The 21,915-nt window shown below is 67.7% G+C and carries 19 protein-coding genes; 8 read left to right on the forward strand and 11 right to left on the reverse strand.

Going from position 1 to position 21,915, the window contains the following annotated elements:
- Positions 1–9 precede the first annotated feature (9 nt).
- On the reverse strand, positions 10–837 hold the full coding sequence (locus tag A37U_RS46895; protein WP_020501377.1) for an ABC transporter ATP-binding protein: 828 nt from the start codon (positions 835–837) through the stop codon (positions 10–12).
- Complete coding sequence (locus tag A37U_RS0135275; RefSeq protein ID WP_157183203.1) at positions 830–2,353, reverse strand: ABC transporter substrate-binding protein; 1,524 nt, start codon at positions 2,351–2,353, stop codon at positions 830–832. Before A37U_RS0135275 ends, A37U_RS46895 begins: the two co-directional genes overlap by 8 nt.
- 303 nt (positions 2,354–2,656) lie before the next feature.
- Between A37U_RS0135275 and A37U_RS0135280 the strand changes: the two genes are divergently transcribed.
- Complete coding sequence (locus A37U_RS0135280; protein WP_020501379.1) at positions 2,657–3,445, forward strand: IclR family transcriptional regulator; 789 nt, start codon at positions 2,657–2,659, stop codon at positions 3,443–3,445.
- Positions 3,446–3,792: 347 nt separating this feature from the next.
- On the opposite strand, the gene A37U_RS0135285 is transcribed toward A37U_RS0135280, so the two are convergent.
- Together A37U_RS0135285 and A37U_RS46900 are read right to left on the reverse strand one after the other, a co-directional pair.
- Complete coding sequence (locus A37U_RS0135285) at positions 3,793–4,794, reverse strand: NAD(P)-dependent oxidoreductase (RefSeq protein ID WP_026197954.1); 1,002 nt, start codon at positions 4,792–4,794, stop codon at positions 3,793–3,795.
- Positions 4,770–6,284, reverse strand: coding sequence for an FGGY family carbohydrate kinase (locus A37U_RS46900; protein WP_020501381.1), 1,515 nt, complete (start codon positions 6,282–6,284; stop codon positions 4,770–4,772). The genes A37U_RS0135285 and A37U_RS46900 overlap by 25 nt, the downstream gene beginning before the upstream one ends.
- A gap of 174 nt (positions 6,285–6,458) precedes the next feature.
- Between A37U_RS46900 and A37U_RS0135295 the strand changes: the two genes are divergently transcribed.
- The 5 genes from A37U_RS0135295 to A37U_RS0135315 all read left to right on the forward strand — a co-directional run bounded on the left by A37U_RS0135295 (position 6,459) and on the right by A37U_RS0135315 (position 11,152).
- Positions 6,459–7,751, forward strand: coding sequence for an MFS transporter (locus A37U_RS0135295; protein ID WP_040589628.1), 1,293 nt, complete (start codon positions 6,459–6,461; stop codon positions 7,749–7,751).
- Between the two features lie 80 nt (positions 7,752–7,831).
- A complete protein-coding gene (locus tag A37U_RS0135300; protein ID WP_020501383.1) occupies positions 7,832–8,779 on the forward strand; it encodes a sugar-binding transcriptional regulator in 948 nt (315 codons plus the stop codon).
- A 2-nt stretch (positions 8,780–8,781) separates the two neighbouring features.
- Positions 8,782–9,414 carry a class II aldolase/adducin family protein gene (locus A37U_RS0135305; protein ID WP_020501384.1) on the forward strand — a complete coding sequence of 211 codons (633 nt, stop codon included), beginning with the start codon at positions 8,782–8,784 and terminating at the stop codon, positions 9,412–9,414.
- Positions 9,415–9,428: 14 nt separating this feature from the next.
- Positions 9,429–10,385: a carbohydrate kinase family protein gene (locus A37U_RS46905; protein WP_020501385.1), complete on the forward strand. Its 957-nt coding sequence runs from the start codon at positions 9,429–9,431 to the stop codon at positions 10,383–10,385.
- 2 nt (positions 10,386–10,387) lie between these two features.
- Positions 10,388–11,152 (forward strand): SDR family oxidoreductase, encoded by a 765-nt coding sequence (locus A37U_RS0135315; RefSeq protein ID WP_040589472.1) that lies wholly within the window; start codon positions 10,388–10,390, stop codon positions 11,150–11,152.
- A gap of 385 nt (positions 11,153–11,537) precedes the next feature.
- Here the strand turns inward: A37U_RS0135315 and A37U_RS0135320 are convergent, their stop codons facing one another.
- The 6 genes from A37U_RS0135320 to A37U_RS0135345 are packed head-to-tail and all read right to left on the reverse strand — an operon-like array spanning position 11,538 to position 17,627.
- On the reverse strand, positions 11,538–12,662 hold the full coding sequence (locus A37U_RS0135320; RefSeq protein WP_020501387.1) for a PLP-dependent cysteine synthase family protein: 1,125 nt from the start codon (positions 12,660–12,662) through the stop codon (positions 11,538–11,540).
- A 3-nt stretch (positions 12,663–12,665) separates the two neighbouring features.
- Positions 12,666–13,169 (reverse strand): RidA family protein, encoded by a 504-nt coding sequence (locus A37U_RS0135325; protein WP_020501388.1) that lies wholly within the window; start codon positions 13,167–13,169, stop codon positions 12,666–12,668.
- Positions 13,166–13,570, reverse strand: coding sequence for an OsmC family protein (locus A37U_RS0135330; RefSeq protein WP_020501389.1), 405 nt, complete (start codon positions 13,568–13,570; stop codon positions 13,166–13,168). Before A37U_RS0135330 ends, A37U_RS0135325 begins: the two co-directional genes overlap by 4 nt.
- 30 nt (positions 13,571–13,600) lie before the next feature.
- Positions 13,601–14,692: a DUF917 domain-containing protein gene (locus A37U_RS0135335; protein WP_020501390.1), complete on the reverse strand. Its 1,092-nt coding sequence runs from the start codon at positions 14,690–14,692 to the stop codon at positions 13,601–13,603.
- A complete protein-coding gene (locus A37U_RS0135340) occupies positions 14,689–16,248 on the reverse strand; it encodes a hydantoinase/oxoprolinase family protein (protein ID WP_020501391.1) in 1,560 nt (519 codons plus the stop codon). Before A37U_RS0135340 ends, A37U_RS0135335 begins: the two co-directional genes overlap by 4 nt.
- 2 nt (positions 16,249–16,250) lie before the next feature.
- Positions 16,251–17,627: a purine-cytosine permease family protein gene (locus A37U_RS0135345; protein WP_040589475.1), complete on the reverse strand. Its 1,377-nt coding sequence runs from the start codon at positions 17,625–17,627 to the stop codon at positions 16,251–16,253.
- A gap of 148 nt (positions 17,628–17,775) precedes the next feature.
- Here A37U_RS0135345 and A37U_RS46910 point away from each other — a divergent pair, with 148 nt between their 5' ends.
- Positions 17,776–18,852: a DUF917 domain-containing protein gene (locus A37U_RS46910; RefSeq protein ID WP_020501393.1), complete on the forward strand. Its 1,077-nt coding sequence runs from the start codon at positions 17,776–17,778 to the stop codon at positions 18,850–18,852.
- On the forward strand, positions 18,830–20,404 hold the full coding sequence (locus A37U_RS0135355; RefSeq protein WP_157183204.1) for a PucR family transcriptional regulator: 1,575 nt from the start codon (positions 18,830–18,832) through the stop codon (positions 20,402–20,404). The genes A37U_RS46910 and A37U_RS0135355 overlap by 23 nt, the downstream gene beginning before the upstream one ends.
- Positions 20,405–21,069: 665 nt before the next feature.
- Here A37U_RS0135355 and A37U_RS0135360 read toward each other — a convergent pair.
- On the reverse strand, positions 21,070–21,861 hold the full coding sequence (locus A37U_RS0135360) for a carbon-nitrogen hydrolase family protein (protein ID WP_020501395.1): 792 nt from the start codon (positions 21,859–21,861) through the stop codon (positions 21,070–21,072).
- Positions 21,862–21,915: the final 54 nt, after the last annotated feature.

Here is a 21,915-nt window from a genome sequence, read left to right on the forward strand (position 1 = left end):
TCCTCGGGTTCAGACTGCGGCCGCGGTGTGGCCGCGTGCGGCATCGAGCAGCGAACGGGTGTAGGGATGCGAAGGCCGGGTGAGTACTTCCCTCGTGCTGCCCTGCTCCACGATCCGCCCCTGGTACATCACCAGCACGCGGGTGCACAGCTCGGAGATCACGCCGATGTCGTGGGAGATCAGCATCAGCGTCATATCGGCACTGGCGACCCGTTCCCGCAGTAGTTCGATCACCTGCGCCTGCACGGTCGCGTCCAGCGCGGTCGTCGGCTCGTCGGCGATCAACAGGTCGGGGCGGTTGATCAGTGCCATGGCGATCACCACACGCTGACGCATGCCCCCGGAGAGCTCGTGGGCGAAGCTGCGGCGTTTCAGTGCGGCATCGCCGATTCCCACACTGGTGAGCTCGCGCTCCACCAGCGAGCGCAGTTCTCGCCTGCCGATCCGCTCGGGACGGTGTGCCCGCACCACGTCGGCGAGTTGGCGGCCGACCGTGAACACCGGATTGAGGCTGCCGAGCGGATCCTGGGGCACGCGCGCCAATCGTGTGCTGCGCAGCGCCCGCATCCGTTCGCCGGACTGCCCGAGCAGATCTTCCCCGTCGAACTCGATCCGGCCGGACGCGAGCTGCGCGCCCGGAGCGAGCATCCGCAGCACCGCCGAGGCGAGTGTGGACTTGCCCGAACCGGACTCGCCGACGAGACCGACGCGGTCGCCGCGCTCGACGGTGAACGAGGCGTGATCCAGTGCCAGGCTGTCTTCCGGTGCACCCGCGTAGCGGATGCTGAGATCCTCGACGGTCAGGATCGGCGTGCTCGCCGCTCGCGGATCAGCCATGCCGCACCTGTGCGAGGAAGGTCCTGCTCTGGCTCGGTGGCACGGAGACCCCGGTCAGGCTCTTGTCGTAGGCCACGAACATATCGGTCGCGAGCAGTGTGAGTGTGGGATACACGGTTCTCGCCTCCTCTTTCTCCACCGCGACGAGCGCGCGCCGGTATTCCGCATCGGATGTGGCGTGCATAGCCGTGTCGAGCTCCTGGCGCAGCGCCCGCGGCACCGGGCCCTGGCGCCCTTCGGCCGGCTGGACGTACTGGTAGGGATTCGAGTAGTAGGACTGGGCATTCCAGCTGAGCGCGTAGTCGGCAGCGGAGAGCCGGTCGCCCCAGGCACCGCGCTCCAGGGGATCGAGCCTGGCCCGGATGCCGACCTCGGCGAGCTGGCTCTGGATCGCGGCGACGAGGTCGTCGGTGCCGACGTCGTAGCCACTGATGTACATCAGCGAGGTGGCGAATCCGTTCGGGTAGCCCGCTTCGGCGAGTAGTTGCCGGGCCTTGCGGATGTCCGGAGCGGAATGGGGCAGCTGGCCGGGTTTCGGTGCCCATTCGGCAGAGGGCGGGAGATAGCCGCTCGGCCGGGTGGCACCGCGATAGGCCTGTCTGGCGAGCCGGTCGCGGTCCAGAGCCAGGGCGAGCGCCGTGCGGACCCGGATGTCGTCGAAGGGTTTGGTCATGTTGTTGATCTGCATGAAGATCGTGGAATCGGTCGGTGCCCGTTCGACGGCGACCCGGCCATCGCCGCGCAGACTGTCCACACCGGACGCATCGGGGAAGATGAGGTCGACCTGGCCGGCTTGCAGGTTGCTCACCTGGGTCGAGGGGTTCGGCACATAGAGCACCGTCAACCGTGGCGTTTTGGTGCGTTCACCCCAGTATCCGTCGAAGCGATCGAGGTCGAGTTCGCTGTTGGCCCGGTAGGACTTCTGCGCCCATGGCCCGGTTCCGACCATGTTCGCGGCCAGGTTCTCGGATTCGCCGGCCCGCTTGCTCAGGATCGCACAGCCCCAGACCAGCGGGTTCGCCATGTTGTTGGTGAAGCCCGCATCCGGTTTCCGCAGATCGAACCGGACAGTGTGGTCGTCGACGGCGACGGTGTCCGCGAGCGTGGGGAACATCTGGTCGTCGATGCCGTCCGGACTGTGCCTGAGCCGGTCGAAGGTGTACACGACATCGGAGGAAGTGAGCGGTTCACCGTTGTGGAACCGCACCCCTGGCCGCAGCGAGAAGGTGTAGTGCAGGCCATCGGCCGACTTCCGGTATCGGGTGGCCAGCTCGGGCCGGACGCTGCCGTCCGCGGTCGTGGTGAGCAGACACTGGTAGGAGAGCTGCCAGGCGAACCGGTCGTTGAAGATGCCCGAGCCCTGCGGGTCGAGAGTGGTCGGTGCGGTGGTCTCGGCGACACGCAATACCGACTTCGAAGGGCGACCGAGCGGGGGTGCGCACGAGGTGGCAAGGACCAGTGTCAGACACGTCAGCGCCATCCCGGCCGCACGAAGGCGGTCGCGACTCCTGTTCATCTTCGAACCTTTCTCGGCGATCACGGATGACCGGCGCACCAAGTGCGCACCGCGATCGGCCGGGCGGCCAACGAGGTTTGCAATGCAACATAGCATTGCGCATTGCACGGATGCTTACCGATGCGGCATAGTGCTGTCAAGGTCTCCGCGGGCTTCACCGGCGTCCGGTCGGGAGTCGAACCGGCCCGGGGAACAGTCTGTGCACAAGGCGAATGCGTGCCGGGCAGCCGTCGGCCGGTTCGTACTCCGTGACGGTGAACTGACCGGTGTGCCCGCGGGACGGGCGATCCGAAGGGGGAAGGGATGACCGACTCACTGGGCCCGAGACCGGGGACCCGCAACAATTCCGCGTCTCTGCGGCGGGCGCTGTCGATCCTGTTGTACCTCGGCGAGGCGGGGCAGGACGGCGCCTCGGTCAGCGAGCTGTGCCGCGCGCTGGAGATGAACAAGAGTACGGCCCTGCGCCTACTGCAACCGTTGCTCGAGACACGGTTCGTGGAGCAGTCCGGATCGGGTGCCTACCACCTCGGCTGGCGCAACGCCCAGCTCGGACAGGTCTACCTTTCCGGCCTCGACCTGCGCACCAGCATGCACGATCTGCTCACCGAACTGGTCGAGCGCACCAGCGAGACCGCGCACCTGGTACTTGCCGATTTCCCCAACATCGTCTACATCGACAAAGTGGACAGCCCGCACCCGGTCCGGATGTTCTCCCGGATCGGCAGGACCCAACCCGCCTACCGCACGAGCGTGGGCAAGGCGATGCTCGCGCACGCCCCGGAAACGACCGTCGCCCGGGTCGTCGCCGACGGGATGCCCGCGCGTACCCCGAACACCATCACCACCGCCGGGGCACTGCACAGAGAGCTGGCCAGGGTGCGAAAAGACGGCTACGCCGTGGACGAAATCGAAAACGAGAACGGAATCCGCTGTGTGGCCGCGCCGATCTTCGACGGAGCGGGCGAGTGCACGAGCGCGGTGAGCGTATCGGCCCCCGAACAACGCCTGCCCCGCGAACGGGTGCCCGAGATCGCCGAGCAGGTATGTGCTGCCGCCGGGCAGATCTCCCGGCGGCTGGGAGGATTGCGCTGAACGCGAGACGACTCTGATCTCGGAGTGACCCGTCTCGTCCGCACAGAACGGGCTGGTATTGCCCGCGATCGACTTCGACGCCGCTTCGTGTGGCGTGCCGCGCCGATCTCCGGGCCGATATGTTCGAGGGCTCGACCATCAGCGGTCATGTCCTCCTTTTCGATCAGCATCCGCATGCTCCGGTGGAACTCGCCGCGGAGAGTCGCCCGGCGCATCGCGGAAACCCCTGTTCGCGCAATGCTCGTGCGGGCCACACAGATCCGCCAACGTGAGATCCGTGACGGATCGACCACCGCGGACCACCTCTGTCGCGGAAAGCGGTCCGGTGCCCGCAGCTCCGTTACCGGTTACCTGGGGTCGTATACGGTGGGGTTCGCCAGGGCGGCGGGAGTCTCCCCCCGTTGCCATGTCCGGAGGGCGTCGGCGGCCATCCTGGAGTGCACGGCGATCACGTCGTCGGAAGCGCCGCCGATGTGCGGGGTCATGGTGACGTTGGGCATTTCGAACAGCGGATGGCCGGCGGGCAGCGGTTCCTGCCAGAACACGTCCAGTCCGGCTCCGGCGAGATGGCCGGTGCGCAGCGCTTCGAGCAGTGCCTGTTCCTCGACCACGGCGGCGCGACCGGCGTTGATCAGGTAGCTGCCCGGTCGTATCCGGGCGATCTGCTCGGCGCCGAGGAGCCCGATGGTGGACTCCAGCAACGGGGTGTGCACGGTGATCACGTCCGCGGCGCCGAGCAGCTCCTCCAGTCCGACGATGCGGGCCTGTTCGCCGAAGGTGTCCTCGTCGAGGTACGGGTCGTAGACGAGCGCGTGCATGCCGAAGGCGCGGGCGCGGGCGAGCACCCGCCTGCCCACCGCGCCGCCGCCGAGGATGCCGAGCGTGCGGCCGTGCAGCGCGAGACCGCGAAACTCCCGATAGGGCTCGAAGACGTCCTCGGTGGTCCAGGATCCGTTGCGCAGCCAGGCTTCCGCGCGGGAGGTGTTGCGCAATGTGGCCAGTAGCAGGGTGAAGGTCAGGTCTGCGGTGACGTCGGCATTGCGTGCGGGGGTGGTCGCGACCGGGATCCCGCGCGCCGTGCAACCGTCCAGGTCGATGTTGACCGGTGCTGCCCGGCAGGACACGGCCAGGCGCAGCTTCGGTGCCGCGGCGAGAGCTTTGGCGTCGAGCAGTTCGGTCTCGCAGACCACGGCTTCGGCTTCGGCGAGCGCGGCCTCCGCGCCGGTCTCGGCGAGCGAGCGGCGCAGGTTCGCCGGTTCGAGCACGGTGAGCTCGAACGTGTCACGCAGCGCTTCGGCGATCGTGTCGTCGAAGGCCGCGGTGATCAGCACGCGAGGACGGTCGGACACGTGGTCTCCTGTTCTTCGGGTCCGCGAAGTTTCCGCAGTTCGCTCCATTGTGGACGGAGGGCGTCTCGGACGGAGCGGAAGATCCGGTAACGCCGTTCGTAGTCGGTGGTCCGCTCCTCGGCCGGTTCGAATCGGCGTGGTTCACCGCGCAGCTTCGCCGCGGTCCGCGCGAGCTCGGTGCCTTCCGTTGCGGACAGTGCGATCGCGGCCGCGCCGCGCGCGCCGGTCTCCTCGTCGGTGGCGCGGTACACGGTCGTTCCGGTGACCTCGGCGATGGTCTGGCAGAGCAGCGAGCTCGTCGTAGCGCCGCCGCACAGCCGGAGTGGGCCGGTTCCGCCAAGTGCTTCCTGACATTCTCGCAGGCTGAAGGCGAGCCCTTCGTAGACCGCGCGCAGTAACGCCGCCCCACTGGTCGAAGTGGACAGTCCCAGCCAGCCCGCGGAGGCTTCCGGCGCGTGAAACGGTGCGCGCTCGCCCGACTGTGCGCCATAGGGCAGGTAGAGCACTCCGTCCGCGCCCGGTGGTACCCGGGCGGCTTCGGCCTCCACAGCGGTCCAGCTCCGGTGCGTATCGCCGGTGACCCCTCGCGCCCATTCCAGGTTCGGCGTTCCGGACATCGGGCAGAGGCATTCGAGAATCCGGCCGTGGTGGCCGGTGGCGAGCAGGATGCTCGCCGGTGCGGTGACCTCCTCGGCGCTGCTGCGCACCGTGCCGAGGAACGCGGTGGTGCCCATGATCGCGTAGCTCTCGCCCGGTTCGACCGCGCCGAGGCCGATGCCCGCGGCGGCCGTGTCCACCATGCCGGTGGCCACCGGTGTCCCGGGGCGCAGCCCGAGGGCATGGGCCGCGTCGTGGCGCAGCGGCCGGGTCGTGGTCGACGGGACGACCGGTGGCAGTAGTCCGGCGAATCGCCGATGGCCGAGCCGGTCGAGTAGCTGCTGGGAGTACTGCCCGGTGCGTACGTCGAGGTAGGTGCGCGAGGCTTCGGAGGCGTCCGTTTCGAGTACGCCGGTCAGCCGGAGCCGGATCCAGTCTTTGCAGTTCGCCTGGTGCCGTGCCTCGGGCCGCAGGTGTTCGAGCAGGACCGGCAGGGCCCCGGCGAACAATGTGGAGCCGGTGACGGCGTGGACCGCGGCGGCGCGGCCATCTCGTTCCCATTCGTCGACAACGGTGGTCGCGCGCCCGTCCAGCCACAGTTTCGCCGGTCCGATCGGGCGGTGTTCGGCGTCCAGCAGCCAGGCGCCGTCGCCCTGCCCGGTGACGCCGATCGCGCTCACCTCGACCTCGCCCGCCGCGTGCAGTGCGGCCGTGACGGTGTGCTGCACGGACTGCCAGATTGTCGCCATGGACTGCTCGGCACAGTCCGGCCGTGGTCGCCCGACCTCGAGGGGAACTCGCGCTGTCGCGAGGTTCCGGCCATCCGGCGTGATGATCACCGTCTTGACCGCGGTCGTACCTGCGTCGATCCCGACGATGGCGGAAATGGCCATCACATCTCTCCACTGAACATATGTGCACTACATCGTGCAGTTGTTCGGAATCTAGAACGCCGGACCTCGTTCGGTCAACTCTTGACATTCGCGCCGGTCGAGCTGATGCTCTATCGATCCAAAGTGCAATCGTCTGAACAATTGTTCGTAGCGCGGGCTCGAAGAGGAGTGCTGATGCGCGAAAACGCCGAGGGGGAAAGCGGCGCCCGGCAGACGTGGCTGGGCCGTCAGGGGATCGTCCGTCCGCTCGCCTGGGGTTTCCTCGCGGTGCTGCTGTTCATGGTCGGAGACGGTGTGGAGCTCGGATTCTTGGCTCCATACCTGGAATCCATCGGTTTCGCGGCCACCGATGTCGCGACCCTGGTCAGCGTTTACGGCATCGTGGTCGCGGTGGCCGCGTGGCTGGCCGGTGCGCTCGCCGAGGCGTGGGGACCGCGGCGGGTCATGCTGGCCGGGTTCCTGATCTGGTTCGTGTTCGAGCTGCTGTTCCTCGGGATCGGTGTGGCGACCAAGAACTATCCGGTGATGCTGATCTCGTATGGGATCCGCGGCCTCGGGTACCCGTTCTTCTCCTACGGTTTCCTTGTCTGGGTGACCATGCGTACCCCGAAGGAGGTGATCGGCAGGGCGGTCGGCTGGTACTGGTTCGCTTCCACGGCCGGGCTCGGCGTGGTCAGCTCCTACTTCGCGGGGATCGTCATCCCATGGCTCGGCCAGCTGGCGACGATGTGGCTCTCGCTGGTGTTCATCGCCGCGGGTGGGGTTCTGCTGATCGTCGCGGTGCGGGCGCGCTCCGAGCGCAGCGATGCCGGACTCTCGGCGAACCTGCGGAAGGTGGCAGGCGGGCTGACCGTGGTGAAAGACCATCCACGCGTCGGAGTCGGCGGGGTGGTACGCATCATCAACACACTGTGCTTCTACGCGTTTCCGGTCTTCATCTCCACGCACATGATCAACGAGATCGGGTTCACGCTCTCGCAGTGGCAGACCATCTGGGGCACGATGTTGTTCGCCAACATCATCGGCAATGTGGCGGCCGGGTATCTTGGCGACCGGATCGGCCAGATCACCGTGGTCGCCTGGTTCGGCGGGCTGCTCTGCGTGATCTCGGTGCTGGCCTGGTACTACGTGCCGGAATGGCTCGGCGCGAACTTCGCGGCCGCGATGGCGGTGTCCATCCTGCTCGGGCTGGCGATGGCCGCTTATGTGCCGTTGAGCGCGATCGTGCCGCTGCTCGCGCCGAACAACAAGGCGGCTGCGGTGGCGATCCTCAACCTCGGAGCCGGGCTGAGCAACGCGGTCGGACCGGTACTGGCCCGGATCTTCCTCGGCCCGCTCGGAGTCGGTGGGCTGATGTGGCTGCTGGCCGGTCTCTACGCCGTGGGCATTCCGCTGACCTATGTGCTGCGGGACAAGGGGGCCGAGCAGTCCTCCGGAGCCGGGCGAGCGGAGGTGATCCCCGGATGAGCCCCGGGTTGCCCACGCAGATGGGCGAGCGCGATGATTCGGCGAACAGATGCTCGCCAATGAGAACGGATGTTCGGCCGATGGAGACCCGCGAACCGCTGGGCCGGGTGGCCCGGCTGCACTATCAGCACGGCATGACCCACCAAGAGATCGGTGAGCTGCTCGGGTTCTCCAGGGTGAAGGTCACCAGGATGCTCGCCGAGGCACGACGGGCAGGAATCGTCGAGATCCACATCCACGGTGAGGCCACCCCGTTCGGCGAGCTCGAAGCGGAACTGACCGGCGCATTCGGATTGGCGGGGGCCTGGATCGCGCCGAGCTTCTCCGACCCGGAGCGCAGTCTCGCCTCGGTCGGGATGGCCGGAGCGGAATGCCTGACCGCGCTGGCCCCGACGGTGCGCACCGTCGCGGTGGGCCTTTCCTCGAGCGTGGCCGCGATCGTGGCGCACCTGCGACCACAGGAGCAACTGCCCGAACTGGGGTTCGTGCCGCTGGCGGGCAGCTGGGGCGGCGCCTCACGGGGTATGAGCCCACACGAGCTGGTGATCGGGTTCGGTGCGGCGTTCGGTGCGCGGACCTATCACCTGCCCGCACCCATTCTCGCCAAGACGGCGGACGCGGCGACCGCTTTCGCCGCCGATCCAGGGGTCCGGCAGACACTGCGCCTCGCCGCGGGGGCCGAACTGCTGATCGCCGGGGTCGGTGCGGTGGAGGCCGGTAGCGGCATGCTGGCGGACACGCTTACCGAGCGCGAGCGAGGACAGCTGACCAAACGCGGCGCCGTCGGAGACATTTCCGCCCGGTTCTTCGACAGTGTGGGCAGCGCGGTCGAAAGCACCGTGGACGAGCGCGTGGTCGGGATGAGCCTGCGTGCACTGGCCAGAATTCCGCGGCGCGTCGCCGTCGGCTTCGGCGACCAGAAGATCACCGCACTGCGCGCCGCGTTGCGCACCGGGCTGATGAACCATCTCGTCACCGATGTGGACACCGCGAGAACGCTGTTGCGGACAACCAGGAAAGGGAACTGACCATGCGCGACGCCGCGACCACGGACGAACTGATCGAGCGACTCGCGGAGGCCGGTGAGCTGGCCGTGCGGAGGGGACTCGTGCTGGCCAGCGGTGGCAATCTCTCCGCACGCCTGCCCGGCGCCGAGGAGTTCGTGGTCACCGGGGCGGGAACCTGGCTGGACCGGCTCACCCCGGAGGACTTCACAGTGCTGAACCTCGACGGCGAGGTCGTCGGCGGGAATCCGTCGCCGTCCAGCGAATGGAAGCTGCACCAGCGGACCTATCGGGTGCGCGAGGATGTGAACGCGGTGGTGCACATCCATCCGCAGCACGCGGTGCTCGTGGACGCGCTCGGTCATCCGGTCCGGCTGTTCACCCTCGACCACGCCGCGTACGTCGGCTCGGTGGGCAGAACCGACTACTACCCGAACGGCTCCGACGAACTGGCCGACACCGCCGCGGCCGAGGCGAAACAGCACAACTGCGTGATCCTGGGCAACCACGGCTGCTCTGCACTCGGGGACAGCGTCGGCATGGCGTTCCGGCGCGCGATGAACCTGGAGGAGGCGGCCACGGCGACCTATCGGGCACTGTGCCTCGGAGACACCACGACCGCTTTCCCGGAGGCGGCCCTGCGGACGCTGCACGCCTGAGAGGGGAGAACGGCATGCGCACTGACGTGGTCACGCTCGGTCTGCACATCCTCGACATCCTGGGCCGCCCGGTCACCCGGATCCCGCCGGGCCAGGAGGTCGAGCTCATCGAGCAGATCACCATGACCGTGGCGGGCACCGCTGCCGCGACCGCGGTCGACCTGGCCCGCCTCGGCGTGCGCACCGCTTCGGTCGGTGCGATCGGCCGGGACGCGCTCGGTGCCTTCTTGCGTGAGCGGATGACCATGGAAGGCGTCGACTGCACCGGTCTGTCCGAAGTGGACACAGCGCAGACCTCGGCGACGATTCTGCCGATCCGCCCGGACGGCGGACGGCCACCGCTGCACGTGATCGGGGCGAGTGCCGCCTTGACCGAGGACCGGATCCCGTGGTCACTGCTGGCCGAGGCGCGGGTGCTGCACTTCGGCGGCAGCGGACTGCTGCCCGCGCTCGACGGCGAGCCGAGTGTCCGGATCCTTCAGCGTGCCAAGGAGATCGGGCTCACTGTGCTGATGGATTTCATCCCCACCAAGGATCCGCAGTTCCCCGGTCAGCTCGCCGCCTGTCTGCCGTACGTGGACTACCTGCTGCCCAACCTGGAAGACGCCTGCTTCGTCGCGGGAACCGATGACCGGGCGAGCGCGATCGACTGGTGTCACAGGCGCGGCGTCGGCGCCACCGTGCTGACCATGGGAGCAGACGGGGTCAGCATTGCCGAACGCGGCGGCGCGGAACGGTTGCTGCCCGCCTACGCCGTCGACGTGGTGGACACCACCGGGTGCGGCGATGCGTTCAGCGCCGGATTCATCACCGCGCTGCTCGACGGGGCGGACCTCGAACAGGCCGCCGAGCTCGGCCTCGCGGCGGGCAGCCTCGTCGCCACCGGTCTCGGCTCCGATGCGGGGATCACCGATCGTTTCGGGCTCGACCAGTTCGCCACCACGACCACACGCAAGCAGACAGGAGCGTGACCATGCTCGATTCCTTTTCACTGCAAGGCAAGACCGCCTTCGTCACCGGCGCAGCTCGGGGGATCGGCGCGGCGATCGCGAACGGATGGGCACGGGCCGGGGCCGCCGTTGCCTGTTTCGACCTCGACGCCGACAGCGCCGCGGAACAGGCAGCGACGCTGCGCGGGCTCGGCGCCGAGGCCATCGGGATCGGCGGTGATGTCACCGATGCCGACTCGGTTGCCGCAGCGGTAAGGCGCACCGTGGACGAGCTGGGCGGGCTGGACATCGCGCTCAACAACGCGGGGATCGCCCACCAGGCGCCCGCCGAGGAACTGGAGCCCGCCGATTGGCGGCGGATGATCGACGTGAACCTCACCGGCGTGTTCCTCTGCGCTCAAGCGCAGGCGCGCGTCATGCTGGAACGCGGCGGCGGCTCGATCGTGAACCTCGCCTCCATGTCCGGTTCCATCGTGAACCGGGGACTGACCCAGGCGCATTACAACTCGGCGAAAGCGGGGGTGATGCACCTGACCAAATCGCTCGCGGTGGAATGGGCCGGGCGCGGCATCCGGGTCAACTCCATCAGCCCCGGCTACACCCTGACCCCCATGACACAGCGCCCGGAAGTCGCCGGTGCCAGGGCCGAATGGGAGGACCAGACCCCGATGGGGCGCATGGTGGACATGGCGGAGCTCGTCGGCCCGGCGATCTTCCTCGCCTCCCGGGCTTCCTCGGCCTGTACCGGACTCGACCTGGTCGCGGACTGCGGTTTCGTCTGCTGGTGACCGGCGCGCGGTCGGGCCATTCGGCGAGTAGACATCGTCCGGCCTCGCCGAGCGCCTCGAGTTGGCGCGCGATCGCCCGAGCTGTCACCGTGGATCACGCCGGTCCCGGCCGCCTGGATGAGGTCGGCGGCGCGCTGCTCGGTGCCCTGGAGCCGTCCGGTCACCGCGAGGCGGTGGACTCGCGCTTCCAGGGCACGCTTGCCGGATTGCGCCGTGGGCGAGAGCCGCACTCGGTCCGGATCGCTCGACAAGCGGAAAACGGCCGGGTTCGCGACACCGAATTCGATCTGTGTCCGCCACTCGGCACGAAGCTCATCGACCGGGTCCACGCCCTGTGCCGACGCGGTCTCGACGGTCGCGGCCTTGGTGGGTGCATGACCGGCCGTCATCTGCTCGGCGGGCCCAGCCATTTTCCTGTTGTGTGGGCGGTGTGCAGGATGTCCAGGTATGACTCGAGGTCGAATCCCTGGTGCGCGGCCCAGCTGTCGCTGTAGTAGGTATCGGTGTAACGATCGCCGGGGTCGCACAGCAACGCCACGATGCTGCCCCGGGTGTTTTCGGCGCGCATTTCGCAGATGAGGCGATAGGCGGCGAACAGGCTGGTTCCGGTGGACGCTCCCGCGGTGAGTCCGGTGATCGAGCGCAGGAAACGGACCGCCGCGACCGATGCGGCATCCGGTACCTGGATCATGCGGTCCACGACGGTGGGAATGAAACTGGGTTCGAATCGTGGTCGTCCTATTCCTTCGATCCGAGAGGCGTGCCCGGTGCGAATCGCGCTGTCCCGGTGTTTCCAGCCGGGGAAGAACGCGGAGTTCTCCGGGTCGACGACGCAGAGGCGGGTGTGCCGGCGGTGATAGCGGAGGAATCGGCCGATGGTGGCCGAGGTGCCACCCGTTCCGGCGCCGGTCACGATCCATTCGGGGATCGGGAACGGTTCGTAGGCCAGCTGGTCGAAGATCGATTCGGCTATGTTGTTGTTGCCGCGCCAGTCGGTGGCGCGCTCGGCGTAGGTGAACTGGTCCATGAAGTGGCCGCCGAGCTCGTCGGCGAGCCGGGCCGATTCCTGGTAGATCGTCACGGGATCGGTGACCAGATGACAGGTTCCGCCTTCTCGCTCGATCATCGCGATCTTGGCCGCGCTGGTCGTGGCCGGCATCACGGCGATGAACGGCAACCCGAGCAGTCGCGCGAAGTAGGCCTCCGAGACCGCTGTCGATCCACTCGACGCCTCGACGATGGCGGACCCTTCGGTGATCCATCCGTTGCAGAGTGCGTAGAGGAACAAGGAACGGGCGAGCCGGTGTTTGAGGCTTCCGGTCGGATGAGTGGATTCATCCTTGAGGTACAGCTGAATGCCCCATTGGTGGGGGAGCGGGACGGTCAGTAGGTGGGTGTCCGCGGAGCGGTTGGCATCGGCAGTGACGGTGCCGATAGCACCGATGACCCAGTCGCGTTCGGCGCGGTTCCATCGATTCAGGTCGATGATTTCTTTGGCTGGTGCCGACACGGCTCAGTCCTCTTCTGATGCGATGATCAGCTCGACCTCCACGGGAGCGCCGAGCGGCAACGATTTGACTCCGAGCGCGCTTCGGGCGTGCCGTCCGCGGTCCCCGAAGACGCGAAGCAGCAGATCGCTCGCTCCGTTGATGACCAGTGCGTGTTCGATGAATCCTTCGGCACTGGCGACGAATCCGGCCACTTTGACGATCCGGTCGAGTCTGTCGATGCCGCCCGCGAGATCTGCGGCGGCCGCGAGTGCGTTGAGCGTGCACAGCTCGGCGAGCTTGCTCGCTTCGTCGACGGTGATCGCTGCGCCGACCAGTCCGGTCGCGGCGAGCAAACCGGCGCGGACCGGTAGCTGCCCCGAGGTGTAGATCAGGTCGGCATGCCGCACCGCGGCGGCGTAGAAACCCGAAGGAGCCGCGATGGGAGGCAGTGCCAGACCGAGGCTGGTGAGTTGCTCGCTGGGCCGTGCGGGGGCCGATGCCATCGCGCGGCTGTGGTTCCCGGTCATCGGCTGACCGTTGCCTTGCGCGTGGTGACGGTGAATTCCGGGTGATTCTCGATGGTGTTGTGCACCTTGCACCGGTTTCCGGCGCGGACGAGCGCCTCGATCTGGTTCTGGGACAGCGTGTCCGGGAGGACGTAGGTGATGTGCAGGGTGCTCAACCGCATCGGCCGGGTCGCGGTGTCGCCGGAGAGCTCCACGTGGGCGCCGGTGGCGTCGATGTTGTTGCTCTGGGCGTAGTCCATCATGGTGGCGAGCATGCATGCGCCGAGGCCGGTGAGGAACAGTTCGGTGGCCTGCCACGTGGAATCGACGGCGTCCCATTCGACTCTCGCCTCGGTGCGGCCATTGTCGATCGTGAAGGACAGATCCCGGGTGTGGCGTACCGTCACTGGGTAGTCGGACATGCGTTTCCCTTCTTTCGGTGCTGTTGCCCCTCAGGCGATGGATGCGGTGTTGAGTCGGTCGAGCGGTACGTACTCGTGCTCGTAGCCGAAATAGGACGGGCCCACCAGTGCAAGACCGGCCGGTGACCGCCAACGGGGATGGCATGGCAAGCCGATGACCGTGACGCGGAAGCCGTACCGCATGGCCTCGGTGGTGATCGGTTCCCCGGTGTCGGCCTCGAGTACGCAGATGAGATCGGGAACGGACGCGACCACCGCGCCGTCGCGGGTGGCGAGGAGATGTTCGTTCTGGAAATGCAGCGTCATGCTCGCACCGGTGTCCGGACCGGTTCCCTGGATCTCGGCCTGGCCGCGGGCGAAGCCGGCCTTGGTGCGCCGCCGGACGTCGGTGACCCTGCCGTGGAAGAGGATCACGCCATCGGTTTCGGTGATCAGCGCTTCGACCGGGTCGCGGTGGTCCCCGCGTGTGGCCCTCAGGAGCCGGCCGAGCCGCCCGGCGAGGCTGACGGTGTCGGGAACCAGTGCCTTCCGCGCTTCACGACCGGTCATCGGATAGAGCGCGATGCAGGCTCCGCAGCCCATTTCGACGGTGGCGGACCGGGCCAGTTGCTCTGCCCATGCGTTGTCGACCGTGTCCAGTAGGACAGTGTTCCCTTTGTCGTCGACCATGGCCATGGGCGTGGTGGAGATGCCGTCGAGGGTGGCGAGGACCATCTGCAGTTCCGGGAAAGCCCGGCCCATACCGTCCCCGTCGATCAGTGGCAGGTTCGTCTCCGCCGCGCAGACAAGGGGCATCATCGAGTTCAGCCCGCCGGCCTCGAAGCAGGCGATGTGCGTGATCGTGCTGCCGTACGCTGTCTGCACGGCGCGGACGGCTTGGGCGAATTCGCCGCCTGCCGGTGGTTTCTCCACGATGACGGTCGGCGCTCCCATGATTGCCACCGGCAGCACGACGGCGTCTTCAGGCAAGTCGGGCAGCCCGACCGTCCGTACCGGCCCGCTGTCGGTGATGGCGCGTTCGGCCATCAAAGCTCCGAGGTGGGGATCACCGCCACCACCGGCGCCGAGAACGGCAGCGCCGCGGGCGATGTCGGCGATGGCGTTCGCATCGATGTGGTTCACGGGGTGTCCTCCAGGATCAGCTCGCCGACGGCTTTGACCCGAACCCGGACGGCATCGCCGGGCAGGTAGGCCATGGGCAGTTCGTCGACCTCGACGGTGCGGACGCTGTCCGGTGCCGCACCGGCGAGGATCGCTTTCTCGGCCGCCTCCCGCTTGGCGTCCTCGAGGATCGCGTCCCGGCCGCGGCCGGTGTCGGAGTACACCCGGTCGACCTCACCGCCGACCTGGGCGATCGCCGCACCGATCGCGTTGGCCACGGTGAATTCCTCGGGGCGCACGACCTTGTCGAACCCGGGCAGGTTGTCGGGCAGCAGAATGCTGCCGCCGCCGACGAGCACGATGGGGACCGCCTCGGTCGAGGTGCGCATCGTGTCGGCGTGCTCGGCGACGCGCGCGGCGATGTGATCAAGGGTGTCGCGCACCTGGTTTCCGGGCAGATCCGCGATGAGCGCTGGATCCCCGACCGTGTACAGGCCTCCGGCGACGGCGATATCGGTAGCGGTGAGGGTGTCCCCGCCGAAGACCCGGGACTTCGCGTGCAGCTCGTATCCCACGCTTTCCGGGCCGACGGTGATGCGTGAGGGATCGGAATCGTCGACGATGCTTCCGCCCCCGATACCGATCGACACCACATCCGGCATCCGGAAGTTCGTGCGCACTCCGGCAATGTCGACGGCGGTGGTCGCCGGGCGGGGGAATCCATTGACGACGGCACCGATGTCGGCGGTGGTGCCACCGACATCGACGACGATGCAGTCGTTGAGCCCGGAGAGCATCGCCGCGCCGCGCATCGAGTTCGTCGGCCCGGCAGCGAAGGTCGCGACCGGATAGCGCCGCACGTAGTCGATGTCCATGAGGGTGCCGTCGTTCTGAGACAGATACAGCGGCGCGTCGATCCCGGCCCGGGTCAGTGCCACGGCGAAGGCCTCGGTCGTCCGGTCGGCCACGGGCAGCAGTGAGGCGTTGATGATCGTGGCGTTTTCTCTTTCGAGCAGCCCGATCCGGCCGATCTCATGGGAGAGTGAGATGCGCAGCCCGGGTACCTGCGAGACGAGGACTTCCGCGGCCGCGAGTTCGTCGTCGCGGTTGACGGGGGAGAAGATGGAGCTGATCGCCGCGGAGGTGATACCGCGTTCCCCGATGGTCTCGGCGACCCGGCACAGTTCGCCCCGGTCGAGCTCGGAGATCTGCCGGCCGTCGAACTCGTGACCGCCGTGACACAGGAACACGTGCTCCCCGACGGCGGCGCGCAGCCGGGCCGGCCACGCGGTCAACGGCGGGACGCTGGCCGATGCGGGCAGACCGAGCCGGATCGTCGCGGTCGGCGCCAGTCCACGTGCCTGGACGACGGCGTTGGTGAAATGGGTGGTTCCGATCGCGACGGCGGAGATGCCGGTCAGATCGAAGGTGACGTTCTCACTGAGCCCGGTGATGGCCTCCACGATCCCGGTGGTCACATCGAGTGTGGTCGGACGTTTCACCGAGGCGGCGACCACTCCGTGGTGGATGAGGACCGCGTCGGTGTTCGTCCCGCCGACGTCGATACCGATATGCATGGCTACCCCTGGTCCGTGTTGTGCGCGATGGCGGTGCTGGTGGCGGAGACGCTCTCCGATTGCGAGGCGGTGGCACCTCGTCGAGCGATCAGGCCGAGCTTTCCCAAGACGATGTAGGCGACCGTGGCGACAGCCAAGGAATTGATCGCCGGTATCCCGATGTCCACGAAATACCCCACGAGGCCGCCGGTGAGCCAGGCGACGAGACCGGCGGGGACCCAGCCGGGCGCGGTCGCCGGTAGTTCGCCGCGCCCGCGTGAAGCCTCGAGGACCGGCCGCCAGGTCTTGACGATGAAATACTCGGCGATGCAGATCCCGGCCACCGGGGGCATCAGGATCCCGACGAAGCTCAGGAAATCGGTGAAGTAGGCAAGGATGCCCAGCGCGGAGAGCGCCGCGCCGAGGACCCCCACGACGATGGTGACCACGGCGCGGTTGACCTTGCGGCCGAGGAGCACATGCAGGACGTTGACCAGTCCGAGCGAGGACGAGTAGAGGTTCCAGTCGTTGATCTTCAGGATCGAGGCGACGAGGACCACGGTTCCGATCAGCCCGCTCGTCGTGGTGATCATCATGACCACATCGGAGGTACGGGCCGCGTGCGCGAGAAGGACGCCGATCACGCCGACGACGTACTCGCCGAGTGTCACGCCGATGACCGTCTGTTTCACGACATCGGCCACGCTGCGGTTATAGCGGGTCATGTCGGGGGTCATCACGGCGCCGACGATGAAACCCCCGGCGACGAGTGTGGCCCCCGCGGCGAGCGAGAGCCGGGGCCCGGCTGGTGCGGAGGCGAGCAGGTCTGCGATCGGATGCCGGGACAGCTCCCGTGCTACTGCCCAGATGGCGAGCACCAGGAACGCCGGAACCGTGACGTAGGCGGTCCAGGTCATCCCGCCGAAGCCGTACACGACGACCGCGGTCACGGCGACACCGCCGAGCAGCGACCAGACCCAGACCGGCATGGCGCCGAGCACCGAGTGCAGCCCGGTACCGAACACAGCGTTCTGGACGCCGAACCATCCGATCAGGCTGACCCCGATCAACAGGCCGACCAATGCCGACCCCTTCGTACCGAACCCGGTCCAGCGTGCCAGTACCGAGGTGGAGAGCCCTTCGCGCATACCGGCGATACCTACGAAGACGGTGACGATCTCGAGCAGTACCGATCCGACGGTGATCGCCAGGATGGCGTTCCAGAATGGCATGCCGAACCCCAGCGTCGCCCCCAGGAGGAACTGGGCGAGAGCCGAGAGCTGGCCGAACCGCTGAATCGCGATCGACCACCACGGGTACCGGGCGTCGGCCGGTACCCGTTCCAGAGCGTAGTCATCGTGCCCGACGACCACGGTGTCATCAGAGCGGGATCGAGACATGGCTGGACCTTCCGCAACGGGATCATCAGGTGTGAATCCGGGAATGGCCCCAAGGTAATGAAGCGCTTCGCAGCGCCTCAATGGTCATACTGTCGTAGCAGGGTGTCGATACAGTGCACGATGCACAGCCGCGTTCTGAGGTGATCGCATGAGGCTCGAAGATGATCAGGTATCCGCACTCGCGACAGGCTGCGCGTTGCTCGGCTCGGGCGGCGGTGGTGCCACCGACGTGGCCGAGGTGCTGTTGCGCGGTGCCCTGGCCGGCGCTCCGGTGGAGCTCGGTGCCGCCGATCGGCTGGCCGAGGACGCCGTGGTCGCCACGGTCGGCGCGGTGGGGTCGTCGACGGCCATGCTCGAACGGATTCCCAGCGCCGAGGAGTTCGTCCGGGCCGCCCGCGCCACCGAAGCGCGCCTCGGCCGACCACTCGCCGCCGTCCAGTCTCTCGAGATCGGAGGTGTCAACGGCTTGCTCGGCGCGTGTGTCGCGGCATGGCTCGGGCTGCCGTTGCTCGATGCGGACGCGATGGGGCGGGCTTACCCGCGCCTGAACCTGACCACACTTGCCGGCCATGTTCCGCTCACCCCCTTGGCGCTCTCGGCTCCGCGAGGGGAGGTGATCGTCATCGACACGGCCGACGAGCGATCCGTGGAGTCGCTGGTCCGGGCGATGCTCCCCAGCCTGGGGAGCTGGGCGGCGATGTGCCTGCACCCGGCGACGGCCGCGCAGTACCGCCGGGCATCGGTCCAGTTCTCGCTGTCCAGGGCGCTCGACCTCGGTCACCACTGGCAGCAGCGGCAGCGTGGACTGCTGACCACAGCGGAGCTGTTCGACCGGACAGGTGCCCGCCACCTCTACGAGGGGACGGTCGCCGAGGTGATCAGGACACAACCAGAAATCGGTGGCGTCGCGACAATTCACGACGGAGGCAGCGGATCGGCCATCATGCGCCTGGACTTCGCCAACGAATACATTCTCGCGTTCGAGGACGGATACCCCGTCAGCTCCGTCCCCGAGATCATCGTCGTCCTCGATCAGCGAACCTGGAAACCGATCAGCGTCGAGCAACTGGCCGTCCAGCAGCGAGTGCGGGTGCTCGCGCTCCCGGCGCCGCCGGAACTGTTCAACGGTCGCCACGATGCCGAGAATCGGTTCGGGCTGCGAGCCTATGGCCGCGAGCCGGTTCATCCCCAAGGAGCCCCGGATGCAACTGCTGACCTTCGATGATCTGCGTGCCCTGGAAGTGCTCGAACACTCCACCGTGGTCGGCGATTCTTCCCCGCACCACGGCATAGCCGCCGTCGAGGTGCTCGAATCGCATGAAGTGCTCGACAAGCCGCTCGCGCCCCGCTCCGCCGTCCTGGTCTGCCTCGACGAGTCGCTGGACCGGCATCGCCAGCACCTGCTCGATCTGCTGCTACGACGCGCGCACCAGGCGCGGGCCGGCGCGATCATCGTTCTCGGTTCGACCGGGGAAATCCCGGCGGCCACCCGATCACTGGCCACGAAACTCGCGATCCCGGTCCTGCTCGCTCCCGCGGGGAGCTCGCCACTCACGACCGCGGTCGAGCTCCGTTCCGCGGTACTCGAACCCGAACTCGCGATGAGCAACTGCCTGCTCTCGGTGACCCGCCAGCTCAGCAGTGGACCCCGGAACCCGCAGGAACTCTGCCATCTTGTCGGGAAACCCATCCGTGCGAACGTCGGTATCTGCACCGCCCAAGGGGTTTTCATCGCCGGGGGCCCGCTGGAAACACCGGTCACACAGCTGATCGGGGGGCACATACCGGAGAGTTTCCACCACGGCGACCGCAGTATCGCGGTAACGCCGATCATCGGTTCCGGGCAGCTCCCGGTCCTCTGGAGCATCGCCGAACGCGCCGGAGGCGGTCCGTTCTGGCGTGAGCTCGCCCTGCACGCACTTGCCCTGGCCCGCGGCGAGATCACTGCCTGGCTGGCCCGCGAGCAACTGTCCACCGAGCGCGACGCGCGGGTACGCACTACCCTGCTGACCGAGATCGTGGAACACGGGAACGCAATCCCCGAATCGATCGAACAACAAGCCGTTTCCGTCGGATGGCAGCTGCTCGGATGGCACACCGGGGTGCATCTGACTTTCTCGGCGAGCACCCCGATGTCCACCCTGGCCATCGAGACCCTGAACACCGACCTCGCGAAGCCCCCACTGTCGCTCGGTCCTCTTGTCGAACGCGCCAACGGCTGGTCGGCATGGACAACGACACAGGATCAGCCGGGCCCAGAGCACGCCCGGACCCTGGCCCGCGAACTCGAGAGCAGGCTCCGCCAGCTCACGGCACACTATCCCGGTCTCACCTGCGCGGCCGGGGTCGGCGCGGCACAACGTGACATCAGCGGAATCGCCACCACACTGTCCCAAGCACGACAGGCCGCCTCGGTCGCCTCGGCGGACCGGAGCCCGATAACGGTCCGCGCCGTCCAGGACCTCGGTGCCTCCCGGCTCTTGCTCGGCTGGTACGCCTCCGGTGCCTTCCACGACTACGCCCGCCAACTGCTCGCGCCGCTGCTCGAAGCAGCCGAACCAGAGCTCCGCACCACGCTCGAGACCTACCTGGACCGGGCCTGCTCAGCGATGCATACAAGCCGCGTGCTCGGTATCCACCGCAATACCGTCAGCCTCCGGATTTCCCGTATCGAAACACTTCTCGGTGCTTCGCTGACCGACGCCGATACGCGCCTGACCCTGCAGCTGGCGCTGCGGGCACTGCGGGCGGGCTCCGCGGCGGACACGGAACGATGACACGGCCCGAGTATCGCGGCACAGCCGAGCGGTTCTCAGGTGACGTGACCGCAACGGGTCTCGGCGCAGGTGGCCCCATGGCGGTGCCCGGCCCTTTTGGCTCGCGAATCGCATCGGCTCGATCCGCTGGGCGAGCGGGACGATTTGATCGTGCTGCGCGCTGAACGGCTTGACGTCGCTCCGTCGATGATCCGGGACCATCCTTCCGTGCCGGTGTCGGCTCGACTGGCCACACGCAATCGAACACAGCGGGTCCGGCGCGGTTGGTGCCTCAGTACGAGAGAAACGAGCTCTTGTCGTCGTCGGGCCCATTTCGCAAAGATCAGGGCCGCGTGCCGTCGCACGGAAAGATACCGATGCAAGCGGAATCTCGGTGACGTATCGCCACGATTGCACGGCGTGTTTCAGGTCTCGGCTGTGAACGTCGTACGGCAGAAATCAGCAAATGCCTGTGCTCGGCGGGTGAGCCGGGCAGTACACGCATGGCGAACATGACCTCGACGGTTCGTACGTCCTCGAGGATCTCACGGTGCACGAGTGGTGTGAATCGCCCGCGCCGCTCGCAACAAGAGAGCGGGCCGATTCGAGGCTGTCACCGTGAAACCGGCATACGCGAGGATCCGGCGGGACGGATGTCGGCGTGGCGGTGACCGTGTGGACGGTACCTAGCCGAACAGCTCCGGGCGGCGATCGGCAAGATAGGGGCTCAACTCGCGGGCCTTCGCGATCGCCGTGAGGTCGAGCTCGGCGAGCCGGAGCTCTCCTTCGCCGCCGGGCCCGTTCTTCTCGTTCAGTACCGCCCCGTCCGGGCCGGCGATCCGGCTCAGCCCGCAGTAGGTGAGGCCCTGACCGGTACCGCTCCAGTTGGCGTAGGCGATGAACAGCTGGTTTTCGAAGGCGCGCGCCGGGACGAGGCCGGTCGCGACGAACTGGCAGGGCTGCATCAGCGCGGTCGGCACCACCAGCAGTTGGGTTCCGGCGAGGGCATGGGCGCGCACGGCTTCCGGGAACTCGACGTCGTAGCAGATGAGTATGCCGAGGGTGAGCCCGGCGAGCTCGGCCTGCCGCACGCCGTCGTCGCCGGGATCGAACGCGGCGCGCTCCACCGAGCCGTACAGATGGCTTTTGCGGTAGCGCAGCAAGGTTGCTCCGTCCGCACCGACCAGCCGGGCCGCGTTGTAGACCCGCTCGCCGTCGGCCTCGGGCCAGCCGTGCGCGATGGCGATCCCGGTCTCGGCGGCGATTGCGGAGAACCGCGCGCAGATCGGCCCGTCCGCTGGTTCGGCGAGCGAACGCAGCCGCGTGGCGTCGGTCAGGTACCCGGTGCCGGAGAGCTCCGGGGTGACCAGCAGCTGGGCACCTGAGGCGGCCGCTTTCCGGGCTACGGCGGCCAGCCGGTCCAGGGCGGTGCTTTCCGCGCCGTCCGTGGCGACGGCCTGCCAGCAGGCGATCTTCACGCCCGGAAACTAAGCGAGCCGCGGCGATCCGGCAACCCCTACTCTGCGCTTCAA

Source organism: Sciscionella marina DSM 45152 (genome assembly GCF_000379465.1).
GTDB classification, from domain to species: Bacteria; Actinomycetota; Actinomycetes; order Mycobacteriales; family Pseudonocardiaceae; genus Sciscionella; species Sciscionella marina.

Bases quoted from the DNA above. Each gene is read 5' to 3' on its own strand.
- A37U_RS46895 (WP_020501377.1), bottom strand. From the start codon at position 837: ATGGCTGATCCGCGAGCGGCGAGCACGCCGATCCTGACCGTCGAGGAT.
- A37U_RS0135275 (WP_157183203.1), bottom strand. From the start codon at position 2,353: ATGAACAGGAGTCGCGACCGCCTTCGTGCGGCCGGGATGGCGCTGACG.
- A37U_RS0135280 (WP_020501379.1), top strand. From the start codon at position 2,657: ATGACCGACTCACTGGGCCCGAGACCGGGGACCCGCAACAATTCCGCG.
- A37U_RS46900 (WP_020501381.1), bottom strand. From the start codon at position 6,284: ATGGCCATTTCCGCCATCGTCGGGATCGACGCAGGTACGACCGCGGTC.
- A37U_RS0135295 (WP_040589628.1), top strand. From the start codon at position 6,459: ATGCGCGAAAACGCCGAGGGGGAAAGCGGCGCCCGGCAGACGTGGCTG.
- A37U_RS0135300 (WP_020501383.1), top strand. From the start codon at position 7,832: ATGGAGACCCGCGAACCGCTGGGCCGGGTGGCCCGGCTGCACTATCAG.
- A37U_RS0135305 (WP_020501384.1), top strand. From the start codon at position 8,782: ATGCGCGACGCCGCGACCACGGACGAACTGATCGAGCGACTCGCGGAG.
- A37U_RS46905 (WP_020501385.1), top strand. From the start codon at position 9,429: ATGCGCACTGACGTGGTCACGCTCGGTCTGCACATCCTCGACATCCTG.
- A37U_RS0135315 (WP_040589472.1), top strand. From the start codon at position 10,388: ATGCTCGATTCCTTTTCACTGCAAGGCAAGACCGCCTTCGTCACCGGC.
- A37U_RS0135325 (WP_020501388.1), bottom strand. From the start codon at position 13,169: ATGACCGGGAACCACAGCCGCGCGATGGCATCGGCCCCCGCACGGCCC.
- A37U_RS0135330 (WP_020501389.1), bottom strand. From the start codon at position 13,570: ATGTCCGACTACCCAGTGACGGTACGCCACACCCGGGATCTGTCCTTC.
- A37U_RS0135340 (WP_020501391.1), bottom strand. From the start codon at position 16,248: ATGCATATCGGTATCGACGTCGGCGGGACGAACACCGACGCGGTCCTC.
- A37U_RS0135345 (WP_040589475.1), bottom strand. From the start codon at position 17,627: ATGTCTCGATCCCGCTCTGATGACACCGTGGTCGTCGGGCACGATGAC.
- A37U_RS46910 (WP_020501393.1), top strand. From the start codon at position 17,776: ATGAGGCTCGAAGATGATCAGGTATCCGCACTCGCGACAGGCTGCGCG.
- A37U_RS0135355 (WP_157183204.1), top strand. From the start codon at position 18,830: ATGCAACTGCTGACCTTCGATGATCTGCGTGCCCTGGAAGTGCTCGAA.